The 20,044-nt window shown below is 67.7% G+C and carries 19 protein-coding genes; 14 read left to right on the forward strand and 5 right to left on the reverse strand.

Annotation, left to right across the window (positions count from 1 at the left end; genetic code table 11):
• Window positions 1–4 precede the first annotated feature (4 nt).
• Together AB0M15_RS37325 and AB0M15_RS37330 are read left to right on the forward strand one after the other, a co-directional pair.
• Complete coding sequence (locus AB0M15_RS37325) at window positions 5–268, forward strand: DUF3618 domain-containing protein (RefSeq protein ID WP_363830189.1); 264 nt, start codon at window positions 5–7, stop codon at window positions 266–268.
• Window positions 265–603: a co-chaperone GroES gene (locus tag AB0M15_RS37330; protein WP_343980603.1), complete on the forward strand. Its 339-nt coding sequence runs from the start codon at window positions 265–267 to the stop codon at window positions 601–603. The genes AB0M15_RS37325 and AB0M15_RS37330 overlap by 4 nt, the downstream gene beginning before the upstream one ends.
• A gap of 135 nt (window positions 604–738) precedes the next feature.
• On the opposite strand, the gene AB0M15_RS37335 is transcribed toward AB0M15_RS37330, so the two are convergent.
• Window positions 739–1,116, reverse strand: a complete 378-nt coding sequence (locus tag AB0M15_RS37335; RefSeq protein ID WP_363830193.1) for a DoxX family protein — start codon at window positions 1,114–1,116, stop codon at window positions 739–741.
• Between the two features lie 90 nt (window positions 1,117–1,206).
• Between AB0M15_RS37335 and AB0M15_RS37340 the strand changes: the two genes are divergently transcribed.
• From AB0M15_RS37340 to AB0M15_RS37380, 9 genes are all read left to right on the forward strand, one after another.
• The gene (locus AB0M15_RS37340; RefSeq protein WP_363830196.1) at window positions 1,207–1,686 is read left to right on the forward strand and encodes a MarR family transcriptional regulator; all 480 of its coding nucleotides are present in this window, start codon (window positions 1,207–1,209) and stop codon (window positions 1,684–1,686) included.
• Between the two features lie 43 nt (window positions 1,687–1,729).
• A complete protein-coding gene (locus AB0M15_RS37345; RefSeq protein WP_363830199.1) occupies window positions 1,730–2,326 on the forward strand; it encodes a TetR/AcrR family transcriptional regulator in 597 nt (198 codons plus the stop codon).
• Between the two features lie 22 nt (window positions 2,327–2,348).
• A complete protein-coding gene (locus AB0M15_RS37350; RefSeq protein ID WP_363830202.1) occupies window positions 2,349–3,284 on the forward strand; it encodes an alpha/beta fold hydrolase in 936 nt (311 codons plus the stop codon).
• On the forward strand, window positions 3,281–4,387 hold the full coding sequence (dapC, locus tag AB0M15_RS37355) for a succinyldiaminopimelate transaminase (RefSeq protein WP_363830205.1): 1,107 nt from the start codon (window positions 3,281–3,283) through the stop codon (window positions 4,385–4,387). The genes AB0M15_RS37350 and dapC overlap by 4 nt, the downstream gene beginning before the upstream one ends.
• Window positions 4,388–4,677: 290 nt before the next feature.
• Window positions 4,678–5,811: a M15 family metallopeptidase gene (locus tag AB0M15_RS37360; protein WP_363830208.1), complete on the forward strand. Its 1,134-nt coding sequence runs from the start codon at window positions 4,678–4,680 to the stop codon at window positions 5,809–5,811.
• Window positions 5,808–6,569 carry a hypothetical protein gene (locus AB0M15_RS37365; RefSeq protein WP_363830211.1) on the forward strand — a complete coding sequence of 254 codons (762 nt, stop codon included), beginning with the start codon at window positions 5,808–5,810 and terminating at the stop codon, window positions 6,567–6,569. The genes AB0M15_RS37360 and AB0M15_RS37365 overlap by 4 nt, the downstream gene beginning before the upstream one ends.
• A gap of 43 nt (window positions 6,570–6,612) precedes the next feature.
• Window positions 6,613–7,767, forward strand: coding sequence for an amino acid deaminase/aldolase (locus AB0M15_RS37370; protein ID WP_363830214.1), 1,155 nt, complete (start codon window positions 6,613–6,615; stop codon window positions 7,765–7,767).
• Window positions 7,764–9,068 carry a D-arabinono-1,4-lactone oxidase gene (locus AB0M15_RS37375; protein WP_363830217.1) on the forward strand — a complete coding sequence of 435 codons (1,305 nt, stop codon included), beginning with the start codon at window positions 7,764–7,766 and terminating at the stop codon, window positions 9,066–9,068. Before AB0M15_RS37370 ends, AB0M15_RS37375 begins: the two co-directional genes overlap by 4 nt.
• Window positions 9,069–9,144: 76 nt before the next feature.
• On the forward strand, window positions 9,145–9,867 hold the full coding sequence (locus tag AB0M15_RS37380) for a PIG-L deacetylase family protein (protein ID WP_363830220.1): 723 nt from the start codon (window positions 9,145–9,147) through the stop codon (window positions 9,865–9,867).
• 110 nt (window positions 9,868–9,977) lie between these two features.
• Here AB0M15_RS37380 and AB0M15_RS37385 read toward each other — a convergent pair whose 3' ends face one another.
• Window positions 9,978–10,391 (reverse strand): hypothetical protein, encoded by a 414-nt coding sequence (locus AB0M15_RS37385; protein WP_363830225.1) that lies wholly within the window; start codon window positions 10,389–10,391, stop codon window positions 9,978–9,980.
• 93 nt (window positions 10,392–10,484) lie between these two features.
• Between AB0M15_RS37385 and AB0M15_RS37390 the strand changes: the two genes are divergently transcribed.
• Window positions 10,485–10,880 (forward strand): hypothetical protein, encoded by a 396-nt coding sequence (locus AB0M15_RS37390; protein WP_363830228.1) that lies wholly within the window; start codon window positions 10,485–10,487, stop codon window positions 10,878–10,880.
• Between the two features lie 8 nt (window positions 10,881–10,888).
• Here the strand turns inward: AB0M15_RS37390 and AB0M15_RS37395 are convergent, their stop codons facing one another.
• The 3 genes from AB0M15_RS37395 to gndA form a co-directional block, all read right to left on the reverse strand.
• Window positions 10,889–11,425, reverse strand: a complete 537-nt coding sequence (locus AB0M15_RS37395; RefSeq protein WP_363830231.1) for a DUF6817 domain-containing protein — start codon at window positions 11,423–11,425, stop codon at window positions 10,889–10,891.
• Window positions 11,426–12,520: 1,095 nt separating this feature from the next.
• Entirely contained in the window at window positions 12,521–12,997 is a 477-nt protein-coding gene (locus AB0M15_RS37400; protein ID WP_363830234.1) for a DUF6319 family protein, read from the reverse strand.
• Between the two features lie 109 nt (window positions 12,998–13,106).
• Entirely contained in the window at window positions 13,107–14,546 is a 1,440-nt protein-coding gene (gene gndA, locus AB0M15_RS37405) for an NADP-dependent phosphogluconate dehydrogenase (RefSeq protein WP_363830237.1), read from the reverse strand.
• Window positions 14,547–14,734: 188 nt separating this feature from the next.
• On the opposite strand from gndA, the gene AB0M15_RS37410 reads away from it, so the two are divergent.
• Both AB0M15_RS37410 and AB0M15_RS37415 read left to right on the forward strand, forming a co-directional pair.
• Window positions 14,735–19,468 (forward strand): DUF2961 domain-containing protein, encoded by a 4,734-nt coding sequence (locus AB0M15_RS37410; protein WP_363830240.1) that lies wholly within the window; start codon window positions 14,735–14,737, stop codon window positions 19,466–19,468.
• An 11-nt stretch (window positions 19,469–19,479) separates the two neighbouring features.
• Window positions 19,480–20,007, forward strand: a complete 528-nt coding sequence (locus AB0M15_RS37415) for an isochorismatase family protein (RefSeq protein WP_363830243.1) — start codon at window positions 19,480–19,482, stop codon at window positions 20,005–20,007.
• The last annotated feature ends 37 nt before the right edge of the window (window positions 20,008–20,044 follow it).

The following is a 20,044-nucleotide window of genomic DNA, read 5'->3' on the forward strand; positions in this document are numbered from 1 at the left end:
CCAGGTGCCGGAGACGAAGGGTCGGACCACCGAGCAGATCGAGGCGGACATCGCCGCCACCCGCGCCCGACTGGCCTCGACCGTCGATGAGCTGGTCGACCGGGCGCACCCGAAGAACGTCGCCAAGCGGCAGGTCGAACAGGCCAGGGCCCAGGTGTTCGACGAGCGCGGGCAGTTGCGCACCCAGAAGCTGGTCGCCGTGGGTGCCGCGGCGGTGGGTGTCCTCGGCATGCTGATCATGATCCGCAAGCTGGTGGGTCGCCGGTGACGGCTCGCAAGCGGCTGGCCGACGACAAGCTGCCGATCCGGATGCTGCACGACCGGGTGCTGGTCTCGACCGAGGCCGAAGGTGAGCGCAAGTCCTCGGCCGGCATCCTGATCCCGGCGACCGCGCAGATGGGCCGCCGGCTGGCCTGGGCCAAGGTGGTCGCGATCGGCGCCAACGTCCGCACCGTCGAGGTCGACGACCGGGTGCTGTTCGACCCCGAGGACCGGGCCGAGGTCGAGGTCCGCGGCGACGACTACGTCCTGCTCCGCGAACGCGACCTGCACGCGGTGGCCGCCGGCCGCCTCGAGGACGGCCAGACCGGCCTCTACCTCTAACCCGCTCACCTCGCCCACAGCCACCCCGGGCAAGCCCACCCCTGGTGGGCTTGAACACCAAGCGGCGACCTTGAACAAGTAATAACTTGTCCGAGGTCACCGGATGGTGTTCAAGGTCACCAGATGTGGCTGGGGTCAGAAGCTGTTCGGGCCGAAGCGGAAGATGGCGACCAGTAGGGCCAGGATCAGCACCGTGGCGTTGATGCCGAGCTGGGGGTACTCCTTGCGCCGGGCGTGGGTGATGATCGCGCCGATCATGATGATCGCCAGGCCGGACGCGGCCAGCGGGACGAGCACCGGGGCGATGTCGAAGGCGCCCGGCAGGATCAGGCCGAGGGCGCCGAGCGCCTCGGCGCCGCCGATCAGCTTGAGCGTGCCCGCGGAGAAGTCCTTGGTCCAGGCCATCTGCGGGTTCTCGTTGAGCTTGGCCTTCGACTGGCTCAGCTTGGTGAAACCCGCGGCCAGGAAGAACGCCGCGAGGACACCGGCGACGATCCAGAGAAACACATTCATCAGTGACGATCCGCTCTCGAAGTGTTAGTTGACGCATCAACCCTAGTCGCGATGAGTTGAAGCGTCAACCAATTCGGGTAGAGTGGTGACATGACCGGGGAGGACGACGGGGTGCGCTGGCTCGCGCCGGATGAACTTGCGGCCTGGATGTCGCTGGCCGCGCTGATGTTCAAGCTGCCGGGCGCGCTCGACTATCAGTTGCAGCGCGACTCGGGGCTGACCCATTTCGAGTATCTGGTGATGGCGGGACTGTCCGAATCGCCGGATCGTTCGCGCCGGATGAGTGAGCTGGCCGGCTTCGCCAACGGGTCGCTGTCCAGGTTGTCGCATGTGGTGAAGCGACTCGAGAAGCGCGGCTTCGTCGTACGCAGGCCAGACGTCGAGGATGGCCGGATCACGGTCGCCGAGCTCACCGACGCCGGGTGGGAGCAGGTCGTCGCGGCGGCGCCCGGGCATGTGGCTGCTGTGCGGGAGTACGTGATCGATGCGCTGACTCCCGAGCAGTTGGCGCAGCTCAAGGAGATCGGCGACGCGATTCACCGGAAGGTCGACCCGGGCCGGTCCTGCTGAATCCGCTTGCCCACCCGCGAACGACCGTGCTTTTATTGATCCCGTGAGCAAAGGTGAAGAGACGCGCGCCGCGGTGCTGGACGAGGCGGCCCGCCAGGTCAGCCTGGTCGGGCTCGGCGCGCTCACCATCGGGCTGCTCGCGGACAAGACCGGGCTGTCCAAGAGTGGGCTGTTCGGGCACTTCCGGTCCAAGGAGCAGTTGCAGGTCGCGGTGATCGACTGGGCCGGCGAACTGTTCGCCGAGCGGGTGCTGCGGCCGGCGCTGAAGATGCCGCGCGGCGAGCCGCGGCTGCGGGAGCTGTTCGATCGCAAACTGCGCTGGGACAACGGCGATCTCGCCTTGCCCGGTGGATGTTTCTTCACGAGCGTGTCGGCCGAGCTGGACGACGCTCCGCCTGGCCCGGTGCGGGATCGGGTGGTGCAGATCGAGCGTGACTACGTCGACACGATCACCACCGTCTTCCGGACCGGGATCAGCGAGGGGCAGTTCCGCGCCGACGCGGATCCGGAGCAGTACGCCTTCGACATCCGCGGTGTGCTGATGTCGTACCACCTGGCCAGCCGGTTGCTGGCCGACCCCCAGGCCGAGGATCGGGCCCGCGCCGCTTTCGAGGCGCTGCTCCGGGCGGCCAAGATCTGAATCCTTCCCCTGAGGAGTACGCATGTCGGCAAAGAAAAGCACGAACGGTCGGACTCTTGAAAGACAGCAGCGAGTCTTCCGGCTGCTCGAGTGGGTCGCCCCGGCGGCCGGCGCCAAACTGCTGGACACGATCTGGTTCCGCCTTCCACAGGCCTCCGAGAAGGCCAAGCGGTTGCGGGTGGAGTTGCCGGAGTCCGTCGCTTTGGAGTTGCCGTTCGAGAACGGTCTGGTGCGTGGGCGCAGCTGGGGTGACGGACCGACGATCTATCTCGTCCATGGCTGGGGTGGTTGGGGGCTTCAACTGGCCGCCTTCGTACCACCGTTGGTCGAAGCGGGTTTCCGCGTGATCACCTTCGATGCGCCGAGCCACGGGGAGTCCGAGCCAGGTCGGGAGGGCGGTCAGCGGTCCACGCTGCCCGAGCTGTCCGATGCGTTCGAGGCAGTCGTCGCCGCCTACGGGCCGGCGTACGGGGTGATCGCGCATTCGCTGGGCGCGGCCGCGGTGACGTTGGCGTTGCGGAACGGATTCGGCGCCCGGCGGATCGTGTTCCTCGCGACGGCGACCGACTTCCGCGAGGGGCTGGCGCAGTACGAGGCCCACCTCGGCTTCGGTCCGCGGATCAGGGCCGGCTTCCTGCGCCGGTTCGGTCGCAGGTTCGGCCCGATGGAGAGCTATACCGTCCCGCTGATCGTCGACGCGCTGGCCGAGGAGCGCGAACTGCCCGCGTTGCTGGTGATCCACGACCGCTCGGACCGTGAAACCTCGGCCGACGGCAGCGCCGCCCTCGTCAACGTCTGGCCCGACGCCAAACTCCAGCTCACCGACGGCCTCGGCCACAACCGGGTCCTCCGTGACCCCACTGTGGTCACGAATGCCGTTGGCTTCCTCGTCGAAGGTTCCACAGAGCGGGCGGTCGCTGACCGGCCGGAAGCGGCGCAGGAGACAATGCAGGGGTGACCTTCGCATCCACCTCCAGTCGTCTGCCGGACTTTCCCTGGGACAAGCTCGCCCCCTTCAAGCAGAAGGCGGCGGCTCATCCGGACGGGATCGTGGATCTGTCGATCGGTAGCCCGGTCGACCCGGTACCGGAGCTGGTGAAGAAGGCCCTGGCGGACGCGGCCGACGCGCCGGCGTACCCGACGACCATCGGGATCGGTACTGCGCGCCAGGCGGCCGTCGACTGGCTGGCCCGTCGGCTGGATGTACCGAACGTCGACCCGCAGCACGGCATCCTCCCGGTGATCGGCACCAAGGAGCTGATCATGCTGCTGCCGACTCTGCTCGGCATCGGCGCCGGCGACACGGTACTGATCCCAGACCTCGCCTACCCGACCTACGAGGCCGGTGCAGCGCTCGCTCGGGCGACCAGCATCCCGGTGGCCGACCCCACCCAGTACGACGGCCCAGTACGAGTCGCCTACCTCAACTCACCGCGCAACCCGTCCGGCCAGATCACCTCAGCCGACGAGCTGCGCGCAGCGGTCGAGTGGGCCCGGGCCAACGACGTACTGCTGGTCAGCGACGAGTGCTACATGGAGTTCGGCTGGGACGCGACTCCTGTGTCGGTGCTGCACCCGGACGTCTGCGGCGGCACCTTCGACAACCTGCTAGCAGTGCACTCGCTGTCCAAGCGCTCCAACCTCGCTGGCTACCGTGCTGGCTTCGTAGCGGGCGACGAGGCAGTAGTCGCCGAGCTGCTGGCGGTGCGCAAGCATGCGGGCCTGATGGTCCCGGCGCCGATCCAGGCCGCTATGGCTGCCGCTTTCGCCGACGACACGCATGTAGACGAGCAGCGCGCCCGGTACATCCGCCGCCGGACAGTACTGCGTGATGCGTTGACCGCTGCGGGTTGGGAGATCACCTTGTCGGAGGGCGGCCTCTACTTGTGGGCGAGCAATCCGGCGTACGACGCCTATGGCTCGGTGGAGGCGCTGTCCGAGCGCGGCATCCTCGTCGCGCCGGGTGCCTTCTACGGCACGGCGGGTGAGCGGCACATCCGGGTCGCGCTGACCGGTACCGATGAGCGGATCGACGCCGCCGTCAAGAGATTGCACGAATAGTCGAACATTTTGGGCAGAGTGTGACGTCTTCCTGGGTAGAAGCCTCTTAGTAGGTGAGAGGAGAGCTGGGGTGGCTCTCCCGAACTGGGGAGGACTGGCCCATGAAGGCTCGTGCCTTGGGATCGGCCGCCTTCACGGCGGTGCTGTGTCTCGCACTGCTACCGGCGGTCGCGACGGCTGCGGAGACTCCGACGCCGGCTCCGGCTGAGACACCAACTACAACTCCAACCACAACACCAAGTGCGACACCAACTACGACACCAGTTACGACCCCGCCGCCGACTCCTGCGGTGGCCACGCCGATCACGCTGACCCAGCCGGCCAATACCTGGGAGGACCGCCCGATCACGCTCGCGGGCCGGATGGAGAGCGGCCTGGCGAACTGGTACCTGACCCTCTGGCAGAAGCAGGGCACCACCTGGGTGCTCCGCGGCTCGACCCGCACGATCGCCAACGGCGCCTACAAGTTCCTGTACACCTTGCCGACCCCCGGCGCCGCGACCTTCCGCGTCGTGATCGGCAACAAGAACCCGGGCACCCTCGGCCTCTCCCCGGACCGCACGCTCACCGTGCTCAACCGCACGCTCGTGATGAACAAGCCCGCCGCGGCGTACACCGTGCTGACCGGCGTGAAGATGACCGGCAAGCTGACCCCGCCCGAGCCCGGCAAGAAGCTGGTCGGCCTGCAGGACCGGTACGGCGGCGCGTGGCGGACCCTGACGAGTGCGTGGATCGCGGCCAACGGGACGTTCGCAGTACCGGTGCCGGACAACCTGCCTGCGACCAAGACCGTCCGGGTGATCACGCTCGGCGTCCCGGCAGCCGCTGTCGAAGCCTCCGGGTATGCCGTGATCACGATCAAGGCGCTGGTGAACGCGAAGGTCGCCCTCGTCGGGGCCGGCTACGTCAACAAGACCTACCGGGCCGGATGCCCGGTGAAGCCGTCGCAACTGCGTCTGTTGACCTTGAATTACTGGGGTTTCGACGGTCTCGTGCATCGCGGTGAGCTGATCGTCCGGGACGCGGCCGTGGCCAAGATGATCACCGTCTGGACCGCCAGCTTCAACGCCAAGTTCCCGATCCGACGGATGCAGCGCGTCGACCTGTACGGCGGCAGCGACATCCGGTCGATGGTGGCGGACAACACCTCGGTCTTCAACTGCCGCCAGGTCACCGGCAACCCGTATGCCCTCTCGCCACACTCCTACGGCTACGCGATCGACATCAACACCGTGGAGAACCCGTACCTCGCGGCGAACAACGTCTGGTACCCGTCGAACGGCCTGGCGTATCGCAACCGGTCGGTCGTCCGGGCCGGGATGCTGTTCAGCACCAGCGCACCGACCAAGGCACTGCGCGCTGCAGGCTTCTTCTGGGGCGCCGGCTGGCGTCAGCCCGACTACCAGCACTTCGAGCCCAAGTGAAATCCGCAGTAGCTCTGGCCCTCAGCGCTGCAGTCCTCTTGGGCGGCTGCAGCGCCGAGCCGGCCGCCTCGCCCGCGCCGACACCCACCTCGGCGAGCGGCGGCACAGTGCCGGTGCCGACCAACACACTGAACACCACCCCACCTACCAACGCCGCCGAGCCCCCCGCTCTCCCGGAGCAAGCGACAGCGCCTCCACCCGCAGCGGCCGGACCTGTCTCGTCCAAGAACCTCCCGGCCCCCGCCAAGCTAGGCAAAGGCTGGAAGACCTATACCGACCCCGGCGGCGCAGAGGCCGGCTTCCTGGGCAACGACACCTGGACCCGCCGCCGTGCCCCTCAGCAAGCTGCCTACGAAGCCCTCCCCGTCGGCTGCGGCAACCCGCTTCCCACCGACTCACTACCCGTCCCGACGCACGCACTGCAGGGCACCTACCGCACAGCAACCGCCAAACCGGCCACGGTCCTGGTGCTCCGCTTCGCGGACTCCGCCCGAGCCAAGGCGTACTACACCGGCTACCAAGCCCGTATGACCGCCTGCGGCACCAAGGGCGGCCTCCAGGTCAAACAGCTCTGGTCCTCCCCAGATGCGGTCGCCGCGGTCCGTTCCTACGAAGCTGCCGAGGCGTTTGTGGAGGTTTCCACGCTCAAGGGCTCTACCGTGGCCTTATTGGCCCAGACGTCCGCCAGTCCCGCCGGTCAGGCTTCCTGGGCGCGGACGGTAGTACCGGCTCTGCAGGCTGTGATCGATTTGCCGTAAAGATGTACTACCTTTCAGTATTTTTTGGATCTAAACTCCTGACATGGCTGACTTCGACAGGTATACGCGGCTGACGGCTGAGCTGGAGCCGCCGTACGCGGTGGTCGACCTGGCCGCGTTCCGCCGGAACGCGGACGATCTGGTCCGCCGAGCCGCCGGTACGCCGATCCGCGTAGCGTCCAAGTCCGTGCGCTCCCGGGCGCTCATCAAGGCAGCGCTCGACCGGCCCGGGTTCCACGGCGTGATGAGCTACTCGCTGCCGGAGGCGATCTGGCTGGCGCAGGACGGCGTCGACGACATCCTGATGGGCTACCCGACCGTGCATCGTGCTGCGCTGCGGGAGCTGGCCGCCGATGCAGAGCTGGCGTCGCGGATCACGCTGATGATCGACGACTTCGAGCAGCTCGCCTACATCAAGTCGGTGACCGGTGGCGGCGAACGGATCCGGGTCTGCCTCGACGTCGACGCGTCCCTGCGGATCCTCGGCCAGCACCTCGGCGTACGCCGCTCGCCGCTGCGTACTCCCGAGCAGGCGCTCGAACTCGCTCGCCGGGTCGTTGCGGACGACGCCTTCGAGCTGGTCGGCGTGATGTTCTACGAAGCGCAGATCGCCGGCCTGCCGGACACGTCACCGGCCGTCCGGCTGGTCAAGAAGCTCTCGGCGCGCGAGTTGTCCGACCGCCGCGGCCTGATCGTCGACGCCCTCAAGCAGGTCGCGCCGTTGCGGCTGGTCAACTCAGGCGGTACCGGAAGCCTCGAGATCAGCAGCGCCGACCCCTCGGTCACCGAGGTCACCGCGGGCTCCGGCCTCTACGGACCCACGCTCTTCGACAAGTACGACGTCTTCCAGCCGGAACACGCGGTCGTCTACGCGCTCGGCGTGGTCCGCCGCCCGACGTCGCGGATCGCGACCCTGTTCGGAGGCGGCTATGTCGCGTCCGGCCCGGCCAAGAAGTCGCGGCTGCCCTCGCCGAGCTGGCCACTCGGGCTGAGCCTGCTCGGTACCGAAGGCGCCGGCGAAGTACAGACGCCGGTCGTGGGCGAGAACGCGCGCGGGCTGCGGATCGGCGACCGGGTCTGGATGCGCTACGCCAAGGCAGGCGAGATGCTGGAACGATTCGACGTACTGCACGCGATCGACGGCAACGAGCTGACCGAGCTCGTCACCTACCGGGGTGAGGGGAAGAACTTCGGATGAGCACCACCTGGCGGAACTGGGCCGGTACCGAGTCGGCGACCGGCGTGGAGACCCTGCGGCCGTCGTCGGTCGACGAGGTCGCGGCGATGGTCAAGACGGCGGCCGAGCAGGGCAAGCAGCTCAAGGCGGTCGGCTCCGGCCACTCGTTCACGGGCTGCTCAGTGCCCGAGCAGGTGGCGGTCCGGCTCGACGGGCTGTCCTCGATCACCAGCGCCGACGCCTCGTCCGGCCGGGTGACGCTCGGCGCCGGCACCGGCCTGGCCAAGCTGAACGCCGGGCTCGCGTCGTTCGACCTGGCGATGGCGAACCTCGGCGACATCGACAAGCAGACCATCTCCGGTGCGATCTCCACCGGCACCCACGGCACCGGCGCGAAGCTCGGCGGGATCGCGACGCAGATCGTCGGGCTCGAGCTCGTCACGGCTGACGGCTCGGTGCTGCATTGCTCGGCCGACGAGAACCAGGACGTGTTCAACGCCGCTCGGGTCTCGGTCGGCGCGCTCGGTGTGATCACGTCGCTCACGCTGCAGACGGTGCCGGCCTTTTTGCTGCGTGCGCAGGAGATGCCGCTGCCGCTGGGCGAAGTACTGGGTGGTTTCGATGAGCTTGCCGATGGCAACGATCACTTCGAGTTCTACTGGTTCCCGCACACCGACGTCGCGCTGACCAAGCGCAACAACCGGGTCGGTCCCGGCATCGGCGCGTCACCGGTCGGCCGGGTGCGTGGCTGGGTCGACGACGAGTTGCTGTCCAACCGCGTCTTCGAGTGGACCAACCGCCTGTCGGTACGCCGTCCTGGGCTGGTGCCGCGGATCAATCAGCTCGCGTCGCGGGCGCTGTCGGCACGGGAGTACGTCGACTCGTCGTACAAGGTGTTCTGTTCGGAGCGCAACGTGGTGTTCCGCGAATCGGAGTACGCCGTACCGCGTGAGCATGTGGTCGAGGTCGTGCGGCAGTTGCGTTCCTGGATCGAGCGGTCGGGGGAGCGGCTGCCGTTCCCGATCGAGGTCCGGGTCGCGGCGGCCGACGACATCTGGCTGTCGACGGCGTACGGGCGCGACACCGGGTACATCGCGATCCACCAGTACCACCGGCTCGCGCACGACAAGTACTTCGACGCCTTCGAGCAGATCGTCGGAGCCTTCGGCGGCCGGCCGCACTGGGGCAAGCTGCACACGCTCGAGGCGGCCGACTTCCGCGAGCGGTACCCGCGGTTCGACGACTTCCTCGCCGTCCGTGACCGGCTCGACCCGCGGCGCACGTTCGCGAATCCCTACACCCGACAGGTCTTCGGCGCCTAGAACTTCAGGGCCGGATCGCCGGTATTCCGGGGCAAACCAGGTCCCGGACGAACCGTCGCGGCCGTAGCCTTCCGGTATGACTGCACCGGAACCGCTCGAAGCGTTGCCCGAGGACTGGACCAAGGCCCTGGCGGTCGTCGCCCACCCCGACGACCTCGAATTCGGCGCCGCGGCCGCGATCGCGCGCTGGACCGGCCAGGGTAAGGAGATCGTCTACGTCCTGCTCACCTCCGGCGAGGCGGGCATCGACGGCATCGCCCCGGCCGAGAGCGGCCCGCTGCGGGAGGCCGAGCAGATCGAGTCGGCGCGCATCGTCGGCGTCCCGGTGGTCGAGTTCCTCGGCCAGCCCGACGGCACGATCGAGTACGGCGTCGCGCTGCGCCGACTGATCGCCGGCGCGATCCGGCGGCACCAGCCCGAGATCGTCATCACGAACAACTTCCGGGACACCTGGGACGGCGACGCGATGCTGAACCAGGCCGACCACATCAACACCGGCCGGGCCACCCTCGACGCGGTCCGGGACGCCGCCAACCGGTGGATCTTCCCTGATGACGGCGAGCGCTGGGGCGGTGTCCGGCAGGTGTGGGCGGCCGGCTCACCGGACAGCAAGCACGCCATCGACACGACCGATACCTTCGCGGTCGGGGTCGACTCGCTGAAGGCGCACAAGGCGTACATCGAGGGGCTCAACTGGCCGCACTTCGACGCGGAGGAGTTCCTCGAGGGGATCGGCCGCGGGCACGGCACCAGGCTCGGTACGACGTACGCGGCGGCCTTCGAGGTGTTCACGCCCTGATCGACTGAGTGCCGTGGCCAGTCGCCCCGTCCGGCGGCAGCCGCGGAGTACCGAACGAACCGGTCGGCCACCCCGTGCCTATCACGGGGTGGGGCCGGTACGTCCTGTTGTCAGTCGTTGGGGAGATCGAGTGAGGCGTTCAAGTGCGGCGGAGTGGGCAGTGGTTTGCGAGGCTCGCGGTCCCCGCTGAAGCCGGGACCGGGCGGGTTGCCGGGGCCGGTCCAGGAGCGGACCAGGGTCGGGCCCTTGCGGGACAGCCGGAGCAGGTCGAGTTGCAGGACCTGGCTGGCCGGGATGCCGAGCTGGGCGAGCGTCCGGTTCGCCATCAGCGCCGCCTCGTCGGTCTTCCGCGGGCTGAAGTTGTGCTGCAGGACGAGCGCGACCTTGCCGTCGGGCAGGTCCTCGATGCGTCGCAGGTGCATGCCTTTGTCGAGGCGACCGGACAGCATGGCCAGGGTGAAGTAGGCGGACGTGGACTGGCGTCGATCGATGGTGGCGCGGGCGATCACTTCGTAGCGGGCCATGTTCCGATCATGCGTCGGCAACGGGCCGTTTTCCAGCAATCCCTTCTGCTGGTGCCAGACTCGAACTGTTGGGCCCAGCCGACAGAGGGGGCGATGGGCGTGACGCAGGACGACCCCGCCCGGAACCCGGCGGACCCGGACACCGACGACTCGTACACGCCGGACGCCTGGCAACCGCCCTGGTGGCTGCTGGCCTTCGCCCCGTTCTGCTGGCTTCTGGTCGGGGCGTTGGTGCTCAACGCCCGAGGCTGGCAGGTCGCCTTGGTAGCCGGCCTGCTCCTGGCGCCGATCGGGATGCCGATTCCGGTAGTACTGCGGTGGATCAGGAACCACCCGCGGCTGGCCGGCTTCTACGTGGCTCCGCTGACCTTCGCCGCCACGGTCCTGCTGACCGGCCTGCCGCTCTGGCTCTGCGTGGCGATCACCATCGCCGCCACCCTGCTGGCCCTCGTCATCACCACCATCCGCGCCTTCTCCCAGGCCGAATAGCTTTGTAGCTAGAGGGCCAGGGCGCGGTGGGCGTCGGCCAGCACTGCGGGGGAGGCGAGGGACTGCCAGCGCGGGATCTGTTCGGTGAGGAACGCGTGCAGTTTGGGCTTGAGGTCCGGGGCGTGGTCGAGGACGTCCAGCTCGTTGACGATGGTGAGATCGATGAAGTCGCGGAGCTCCGCGGAGGTCAGCTCCTCCGACGTACCGGTGAAGCGATCCGTCACCGTGCTGTGCTCGGCGAGATCGCGCCAGGTCGTCTCGCGCTCGCACGACCCGTACCGATAGACGAGCAACTCCGCCTCCGGCCCGATCACCGCCTCGAGGACCGGCCGTTCCTCCTGCCAGTCGAACAGATGCGTCGGAAACCCATCCGTCCCGTACGCCGCATGCGCCAGCCCCGCCAGTACGAGCGTCTCGGACCCTCCGAGCGAGCGGAGTCGCTTGGCGACCCGATGCAGATGCACGTACAACGTGCCACCCGCATGCCCCAGCTCATCGGCACCACGAATGAGCAACAACGATCCCAGGTCTTGGAATGTGCTCATCTGACCCCTTCTGTTCGGAGCGGTCAGGGCCCGACAGGACCGGCCCAGGCAAACAACCTACGACGCCCGAACCCCCCACGCCCACCACCACGGCGTGCCGACTCGGTCACAGCCAAAACCACCTCGCATCGCTGGCGAGAGTGCCGGGCCGGGTGACTGCGTTCCACCGCAGTCACCCAACCCGGCACCTCCTCACACCTTCCCCAGCAACCTGCACCGGACGCCTCTGATGCAGTCCCTGGAGAAACCACCCAACGATCGGCACAGGGAAGGTACCAACCACCAGGCGAGTCATCTCCCCCACCACAACACCCCAACAACCAACTCCACCAACCCCACCCCAAGCCCGCCGCCCCGCAACCTCCACCAGCCACTAGCACCCAGCACCAGCAGGCCTTCAGTCCCGCCGCGCTCTCCGACGCTTACCGCGAGACGACTCCAGGCAGTTGCCAGCTCCAGCTCCAGCACCTCACCAGCACCGCCACCCCTTCAGTCCGCAGCTCGGGGACTCCTGCGCGGGGACATCACCCGTGCCAACCAGCCATCCATCGTCGCCGCAGGCACGAGCCTCCGCGACAACCAGTCATCCGCCGTCGCCGCGGGCACGGGTCTCCGTGCCAACCAGCCATTCGCCGTTGCCGCGGGCACGGGTCTCCGTGCCAACCAGCCATTCGCCGTTGCCGCGGGCACGGGCTCCGCGACAACCAGCTTGTACTCAACACGCAGGCGACGCAGGAGCCTGCGCCCAGGGTGGGTGGGAGCTAAGCGCCGTGTGAGCGACGAAGGAGCGAGCGTGGCGTCGGCGTGGGACTTCCTGCGCCAGACGTCAGCCGTTCCCGCCGTTCGCCGGTCGGCCAGAGGGTCGGGCCTCGGCGACGACCAGCTCGTAGTCGAACAAGCCGGCGACGCAGGAGCCTGCGCCCAGGGTGGGTGGGAGCTAAGCGCCGTGTGAGCGACGAAGGAGCGAGCGTGGCGTCGGCGTGGGGAGTGCTCGCGCCGGACGGTTTGGGTTGTACCCGTCACCCCCGGCCGGGGCGAGCCGGTGGGGGTGACGGGTGGTGCCTGCTGGTGATGAGCCAGCAGGCAAGTACGGAGCTAGTCGTCGAGCTCGGCGAGGGCCTTGCGGGCTGCTTCCAGCTCGGCTTCGAGGGCTGCGACCTTGGCGGCTTGTTGCTCGCGGGCGGCGTCGATGACCTCGTCGATCGGGCCGGAGAGGTCCTCGTGCAGTTCCTTGGCCGCGCGCGAGACGGCGGCGGCTGCGACCAGGAGGTTCTTGGCGATGTAGCTGTTGCCCTGCTTGAGCTCGGCCTTCCACTCGCCGTCGGCGGTGCCGGTGACGGTCAGGGTGAGCTCGAGGGTCTTGGTCTTCTTCGGGGCCGCCTTCTTGGCCGGCGCCTTCTTCGGCTTCTCGGCGAGGGGCGCGGTGGTCTCCGCGTCCTCGGAGGTGGCCGGGCTGTCGACCGAAGCGTCGGTGGTCGAGGCCGAGTCGGTGGCAGTCGAAGAGTCGAGCGCCGCCTCGGGAGTGTCGACGGCGTCGGTCTGTGCTTCTGCTGCGAAGGTGTCTACAGTCATCGTTGCGGCGATCTCCCTGGGTGACATGTCCCCGCCGAAGCGGGCTGGCGCTGAGAGCACATTAGAACATACGTTCGACCCCCAGCGCCAATCGCCACGCCGCAACCGATCAGGCCGTGTGCTCCTTGCGGTCACCGGACCAGTCGAGGTGGAAAGCACCCTCGCGGTCGACCCGGTGATACGTGTGCGCCCCGAACAGATCCCGCAGTCCCTGGATCAACGAAGCAGGCAGCCGCTCGGCCCGCAGCCCGTCGTAGTACGACAGAGCGGCGGAGAAGCCCGGAGCAGGCACGCCAGCGGTGGCCGCCGTGGCGACAACCCGACGCCAAGCGTCCTGCCCGCTCACAACGGCTTCCTTGAAGTAGTCGTCGACCAGCAGCGACGGCAGTGCCGCGTCCCGGTCGTACGCCTCCTTGATCCGGTCCAGGAAGCGCGCCCGGATGATGCACCCGCCCCGCCAGATCTTCGCCATCGCGCCCAGGTCGATGTTCCACCCGTACTGATCCGAAGCCGCCCGGATCGCGTCGAACCCCTGCGCGTAGGCAACCAGCTTCGACGAGTACAGCGCGTGCCGCACGTCATCGATGAACGCATCCCGATCAACCGAGACGGAACCCTCCGAAGGCCCAGCCAGTACGCCGGCAGCCGCCGACCGCCGCACGGTGTCGCCGGACAGCGACCGGGCAAACACAGCCTCCGCCATCCCGCTCACCGGAATCCCCAGGTCCAGCGCGACCTGCACGGTCCAGCGCCCAGTGCCCTTCTGCTCCGCCTGGTCCAGCACCACATCCACGAACGGCCCACCGGTCGACTCGTCGACCTGGCTCAGCACCTCCGCGGTGATCTCGATCAGGAACGACTCCAGGTCGCCCGTGTTCCAGTCCCGGAACACGTCAGCGATCTCCGGAGCGCTCAGCCCCAGCACGCTGCGCAGCAGGTCGTACGCCTCAGCGATCAGCTGCATGTCGGCGTACTCGATGCCGTTGTGCAACATCTTGACGAAGTGACCCGCGCCGTCCGGCCCGACGTGCACGCAGCATGCCTCGCCGTTCACCTGCGCCGAGATCTTGGTCAGGATCGGGCCGAGCGACTCGTACGACTCGACCGAACCGCCCGGCATGATGCTCGGACCGTTCAGCGCACCTTCCTCGCCGCCGGACACGCCGGCGCCGACGAAGTGCAGCCCCTTGGCCTTCAGCGCGTCCTCGCGCCGCCGGGTGTCGGCGAAGTGCGCGTTGCCGGCATCGATCACGATGTCGCCCTGGTCGAGCAGCGGCACGAGCTCGTCGATCACCGCGTCGGTGGGCTCGCCGGCCTTGACCATGATGATGATCTTGCGCGGCTGCTCCAGCGAGGCGACCAGCTCGGGCAGGTCGGCGGCCGGGGTGAACTCACCCTCGTGGCCGAACTCCTTGATCAGCGCGTCCGTCCGGCCCTGCGACCGGTTGTGGACGGCGACGCGGAAGCCGTTGCGGGCCAGGTTCCGGGCCAGGTTGCGGCCCATCACCGCGAGCCCGGTGACGGCGATCTGGGCTGGAGCAGTACTCATGGAGGTCTCCTGCGAGTGAGTGCTGGAAGTCTGAGTGCGAGACCAGTCTGCTGCCACGGGCAACCCGGTCGTCCATCGGGTGGCCAACCGCTGGAACCCGGTTCCCATTCCCGCCGAGCCCTTCTCAACCGCTCCGAATCGGTGGTAGACATCTGAGAAATCGATTTCCCAGATCGTGAGGTCCGCCCATGACCAGCTCACTGCGACGCGCCGTGGCCGCCCTTCTCGGCGTCGTTCTCGTCCTCCCGGCGACCCTTCCAACAGCAGCCGGTACCACGTACGCCCCCGCACCAACCAACGACAACGCCAACGCCAGCGACAACAGCCCCGTCGGCTGGGACGTCTACCGCCACCTCGACCGCCTCCCCGAGCTGCCGACCGGCGTCCGTACCAAGCAGTTCTCCAGCTTCGGCCGCGACGGCACCAACAACGACGGCTTCGACGGCACCTACTCCTGCCTGAGGACGACCCCACAAGGCTGCGTGATCGCCGAGGACGACGGCCCCGGCGAGATCGCCTCGATCTGGTTCACCCGCGACGAGGGCGACGTCCGCAAGACCGGCACCGTCACCGTCGAGGCGGACGGCAAGAAGGTCCTCGACGCCAGCTTGCAGGACGTCGTCGACGGCAAACTCGGCGCCCCCTTCGTCTACCCGCTCGTCGCCAACGCGCTCCAGACCAGCGGCGGCGTCTACATCCGCGTCCCGATGCCGTACCAGAAGTCGATGCGGGTAACCGTCCAGAACAACCCGCTCTTCTATCACGTCGACTACCGCGAATTCCCCGACGCGACCGGCGTGACCACCTTCGACCCGACCGACAAGGCCGAAGACGTCGTCGCCCTCCTCAACGCGTCCGGCACCAAAGACCCCAAGCCGGCCCAACCGCAGGCAAGAACCACGAAGACCACGGTAAATCTTGCCCCCGGCAAACAACTCACTCTCGCGGACACCCAGGGCCCCGGCGAGCTCAGCGCCCTCAAGCTGAAGCTCCCGCAGATCGTCGGCCTCGACCTGAAGACGTTCGCCGACGACGGCCGCGCCTTCCTCGGCGGCAGCAAGTTCACCCTCGAGATCGACCCCGCCAACACCGGGGTCAAGCTGATCCGCCGGATGGACCTGCGGATCGGCAATCAGCGGGCCAAGGTCTTCGTCGACGGCGTCCAGTCCGGTGAGTGGACGCCGCTACCGGCCCAGGGCGCCCAGTGGGCCGACCAGGTAGTCGACCTCCCCGCTAGCGTGACCGCGGGCAAATCCCAGATCGAGATCCGCAACGAGTTCATCTCGTCCGAGCTCGACTTCAACGAGTTCACCTACTGGGCAGACTCGGTCATGAACCAGACAGTCAAGCGCACCGACACCCTCGACGTCGGCCCGCAGCACCTCGCCGACGAGCAGGCCCACGCCTACCAGATCACCAAACAGAACTGGGAAGGCTCCCACTCGATGCCGTACGCCGCAACGCCCGCCGACGCCGAACGCGTGAAACCGTCGGACGCCCTCCTGTCAGGCGTGCGGATCCAGGTCACCGTAGACGGCCAGCAGCGCGTCGACGCACCAATCGGCGAATTCTTCGGCTCCGGACTGGGTGAGAACGACGTCCGCTCCCTCTTCTTCGCGATGGACCCCGACGGCTGGTACCAATCCTGGTGGCCGATGCCCTACCTCGCCCGCGCCACCGTCAAGCTCGTCAACACCACGCAGTACAAGCTGTCCGGAGGTCAGGCCGAAGTCACCTCGGCACGCAACGCCAAGGCGGCTGCCGACCTCCTCACCGGCAAGACCGGCTACTTCACCGCCATCTCCCAGAAGGCACAGCCCGCCATGGGCAGCGACTGGCTGATCGCGGACACCACCGGCCGCGGCAAGTTCGTCGGCGTCTCGCACACGATGGAAGGCCTGCAGGCGGACGGCAACACCCGCGGCTACCTCGAGGGCGACGAGCGCGTCTACGTCGACGGCGAGCGCACCCCCGCCATCCACGGCACCGGCACTGAGGACTACTACGAGTCCGGCTGGTACTTCAACCAGGGCACCTACTCCACGCCCTTCCACGGCAACTCCGGCCACGAGGTCCAGGCAGGGGAGTGTAAGAACGAGTGCGACAGCGCCTTCCGCCTGCACATCACCGACTCGATCGCTTTCCAGAACCAACTGACCTTCGGCATCGAACACGGCCAGCAGGACGACGTCCCCGCGATCTACGGCTCAACCGCCTTCCTGTACTCCGCAGCAAAGCAGCAGTTCAGCGCCCGTGAAACCGACCGCATCGATGCCGGCGCGACCCACTCCGACCTGACGAGCGTCTACGAAGGCGACCACGACGACATCGCCATCACCGACCAGGTCAGCTCGACCTCGACACCGATCCGCTTCACCGCCAAGGTCGACCCGATCAACCGCGGCGTGACGCTACGTCGTACCAGCGACCAGAACACCCCCGGCCAATCGGCGAAGGTGTTCGTCGACGGCCAGGAAGTCGGCACCTGGTCGCAACCCCTCGGCAACACCAAGCAACGCTGGCTCGACGACAACTACCAGTTGCCCGCAGCAGTCACCGCCGGCCGCACCAAGCTGACCATCGAACTCAGGCCCACGACCGTCTGGACCGCGGCGACCTACGTCGTGCAGTCGCTAGTGAGACCGTACTCCGACCGCCGCGCCCCCGGCCAAGTGCAGAGCCTGACCGCCAAGAGCCGCGCCGACAACGCCATCGCCCTCAACTGGTCCGAACCGGCCGACGAGAGTGGCATCGCGAAGTACACCATCTACGCGGCCAGGCCGAACGAACCCGAGAAGCTGGTCGGCACGAGCCGAGTGCCTGGCTTCGTGCACAAGGGGATCGGCTTGGAGGAGACCTGGACGTATCGCGTCGCAGCGGTCGATCTCGCGGGCAACACCGGTCCGAAGTCCGCGAAGGCACAGGCGACCTCAGGCAGCACGATCCGGATCGAAGGCGAGTCCATGCTCCCGGCTGACGCCGCCACGGTGCCGGTCGACCCGCAGGGCAGCTGCTGTGGCGTCAACTGGTCGGCGGGCGCGCAACTCTGGATCCACGGGACGAAGGCAGGCGACCAGGCAGTCCTGCCCTTCTCCGTCCCGACCACCGGTAATTACACCGTCTCGACAGTGCTCACGAAGGCCGCCGACTACGGCATCGTCGACCTCAGCATCGACGGCGCCAAGCAGGCCGCCTTCGACGGCTATGCCGCGGCCGGTGTCAGCACGGCAAAGGTCGACCTCGGCACCAAGCAACTTGCCCAAGGCAAGCATCAGCTGACCGTCGCGCTGACCGGCAAGAACCCGGCGGCCACCGGCTACCTCGCCGGCCTCGACCTCCTCGATCTGGAGCTGTCCGTGATCAAACACGAGTCCTTCAGCAAGACCGAGAAGGTAGTGGCGGCGGGGAAGTTCGTGAAGGTCTACGACCCGAGCGTCGGTGAGTCCAGTCCCTGGTACTACAACGACCACACGATGGTCCAGGACCGCAGGACCGGCACCTGGCACGTCTACGCGATCACCCACGCCGAGCCTGCCGACCCGCTCGACGAGAAGAGCTTCGGCCACGCGACCGCGCCGTCGCCGACCGGTCCGTGGACCAAGCAGCCACCGGCGCTGTTCGCTGAACCGGCAATCGGCGAAACCCACATCTGGGCGCCGTACGTGATGTACGACCGAGGCACCTACTACATGTTCTACGCGGGCGGGACGGCCGACCATACGGCGTACCGGCTGTCGTTGGCGACCTCGACCGATCTGGTGCACTGGACCAAGAATCCGGCGAACCCGTTGTTCACCGACGGCTTCGACGGCCGCGATCCGATGGTGCACAGGGTCGGCAATCAATGGGTGATGTACTACACCGCCAACTCGACGCCGAGCGGCGGCAACCACATCGTCGCCTACCGCACCAGCACGGATCTCAAGCACTGGGGCGAGCGACACACAGCCTTCGAACACCCGCAGACCGGGACGTTCGGTGGGCCGACCGAGTCGCCGTTCGTCGTCCAGCGTGGCAAGGACTGGTACCTGTTCGTCTGCTGCGACGGCGGCTACGAGTCGACGAAGGTCTACAAGAGCAAGGATCCGCTGCACTTCACGATCGACCAGCTGGTCGGGACGATCCAGTCGCACGCGGCGGAGGTCGTCCAGGACGGGGACGACTGGTATGTGACGGGCGCCGGTTGGGGCAAGGGCGGGCTGTTCGTCGCGCCGCTCGACTTCAGCAAGACGCAGGTCACGAAGGGAACGGTGGTCAGCACGAAGTACTACCGAGCCACGGTGCAGACGACTCCGCGGGCGGTCCTGACAGCGCTGGACGTGGATCCGGCGGGGCAAGCGCAGTACAAGCCCGCCTTGGATTCGTCGTCACGGGCGACCGCGCCCTATCTCGGGGTAGGCAATTTCGGCGCGACCGACCTCACCGGTCCGGCGGCGCAAGTACAAGCGGACGGCGACACCCTTGCCCTCAAGGGCATCCCACTCGGTGATGAGCCGATCACGGCCGAGTGGTCGTTCGCCTTCGAAACCAAAACCTTCGACACCACCTTGCACTGGAACGTCAGCCAGCCACCGACCGCCCCCCTCTGGGAGGTCTCCTTCAACATCGACTCCGCACTAGCCGACCAAGGCGACCCCACCGGCTTCGCCCGCAACGGCGACTACCCCGGCCTCCCCAAATGGTCGATGGCAACAAGCCCCGGGCTGAGCGTCGTCTCGGCCTACAAACAGGGCTCAGCCTGGTCAGCCGACAACCACTGGTACGACCCGGCGAACGCGGCCATCGCCTGGCAACCCCTCTGGCAACCAGGCGGCCGTACCTGGCAGCCCGGCTCGTACGGCGGCGGCACCTGGCGCTTCGGCTTCTCCGCCACCGAGAAGGACACCGCCTTCGCCGACACCCTGGCCTCGACCATGTCGTAGTCTCCGAAAACGTGACCACACTTGAACTAGAGCCCCGTACCACGGCGTTGCTCCTGATCGACCTGATGCCACGAATCGTCGCGCTGGACACCGCGCCGCTGACCGGCCCGGAGGTACTGGAACGCAGCTCCGCTCTAGCCAAGGCCACCAGAGCCGCCGGCGGGCTGGTCGTCAACGTCCGGGTGGAACGACCCGGCGTCGACGTCCAGCCCGAAGGCAGCGGCTTCGCCCTCACCCCGGAGCCGGGTGATATCGAGATCGTCAAGCGCACGGTCGGCGCATTCCACCGGACCGGCCTCGACGACCTACTGCGCGAACACAGCATCAAAACCGTTGTACTCGCCGGCATCGCCACCAATTTCGGCGTCGAGTCCACCGGCCGGGCCGCCGACGAACACGACTACGACACCATCTACGTCACCGACGCGATGACCGGCCTCGACGCCGCCGCGCACGATTTCGCCATCTCCTACGTCTTCCCCAAATTCGGCACGGTTTGCATGGGCGCCGAATACATCGCGGCACTTGCTCCCGCGTAGGCAATCCATTTCTCCTACCTGCGACTGAGTCGCAGGC

The organism is Kribbella sp. NPDC051718 (assembly GCF_040681515.1).
Taxonomy (GTDB): Bacteria; Actinomycetota; Actinomycetes; order Propionibacteriales; family Kribbellaceae; genus Kribbella.

What these genes read in the sequence shown, in the direction of transcription:
- AB0M15_RS37335 (WP_363830193.1), bottom strand. Translation starts at nt 1,116, where the DNA reads ATGAATGTGTTTCTCTGGATCGTCGCCGGTGTCCTCGCGGCGTTCTTC.
- AB0M15_RS37340 (WP_363830196.1), top strand. Translation starts at nt 1,207, where the DNA reads ATGACCGGGGAGGACGACGGGGTGCGCTGGCTCGCGCCGGATGAACTT.
- AB0M15_RS37350 (WP_363830202.1), top strand. Translation starts at nt 2,349, where the DNA reads ATGTCGGCAAAGAAAAGCACGAACGGTCGGACTCTTGAAAGACAGCAG.
- AB0M15_RS37370 (WP_363830214.1), top strand. Translation starts at nt 6,613, where the DNA reads ATGGCTGACTTCGACAGGTATACGCGGCTGACGGCTGAGCTGGAGCCG.
- AB0M15_RS37375 (WP_363830217.1), top strand. Translation starts at nt 7,764, where the DNA reads ATGAGCACCACCTGGCGGAACTGGGCCGGTACCGAGTCGGCGACCGGC.
- AB0M15_RS37380 (WP_363830220.1), top strand. Translation starts at nt 9,145, where the DNA reads ATGACTGCACCGGAACCGCTCGAAGCGTTGCCCGAGGACTGGACCAAG.
- AB0M15_RS37385 (WP_363830225.1), bottom strand. Translation starts at nt 10,391, where the DNA reads ATGGCCCGCTACGAAGTGATCGCCCGCGCCACCATCGATCGACGCCAG.
- AB0M15_RS37390 (WP_363830228.1), top strand. Translation starts at nt 10,485, where the DNA reads ATGGGCGTGACGCAGGACGACCCCGCCCGGAACCCGGCGGACCCGGAC.
- AB0M15_RS37395 (WP_363830231.1), bottom strand. Translation starts at nt 11,425, where the DNA reads ATGAGCACATTCCAAGACCTGGGATCGTTGTTGCTCATTCGTGGTGCC.
- AB0M15_RS37400 (WP_363830234.1), bottom strand. Translation starts at nt 12,997, where the DNA reads ATGACTGTAGACACCTTCGCAGCAGAAGCACAGACCGACGCCGTCGAC.
- gndA (WP_363830237.1), bottom strand. Translation starts at nt 14,546, where the DNA reads ATGAGTACTGCTCCAGCCCAGATCGCCGTCACCGGGCTCGCGGTGATG.
- AB0M15_RS37410 (WP_363830240.1), top strand. Translation starts at nt 14,735, where the DNA reads ATGACCAGCTCACTGCGACGCGCCGTGGCCGCCCTTCTCGGCGTCGTT.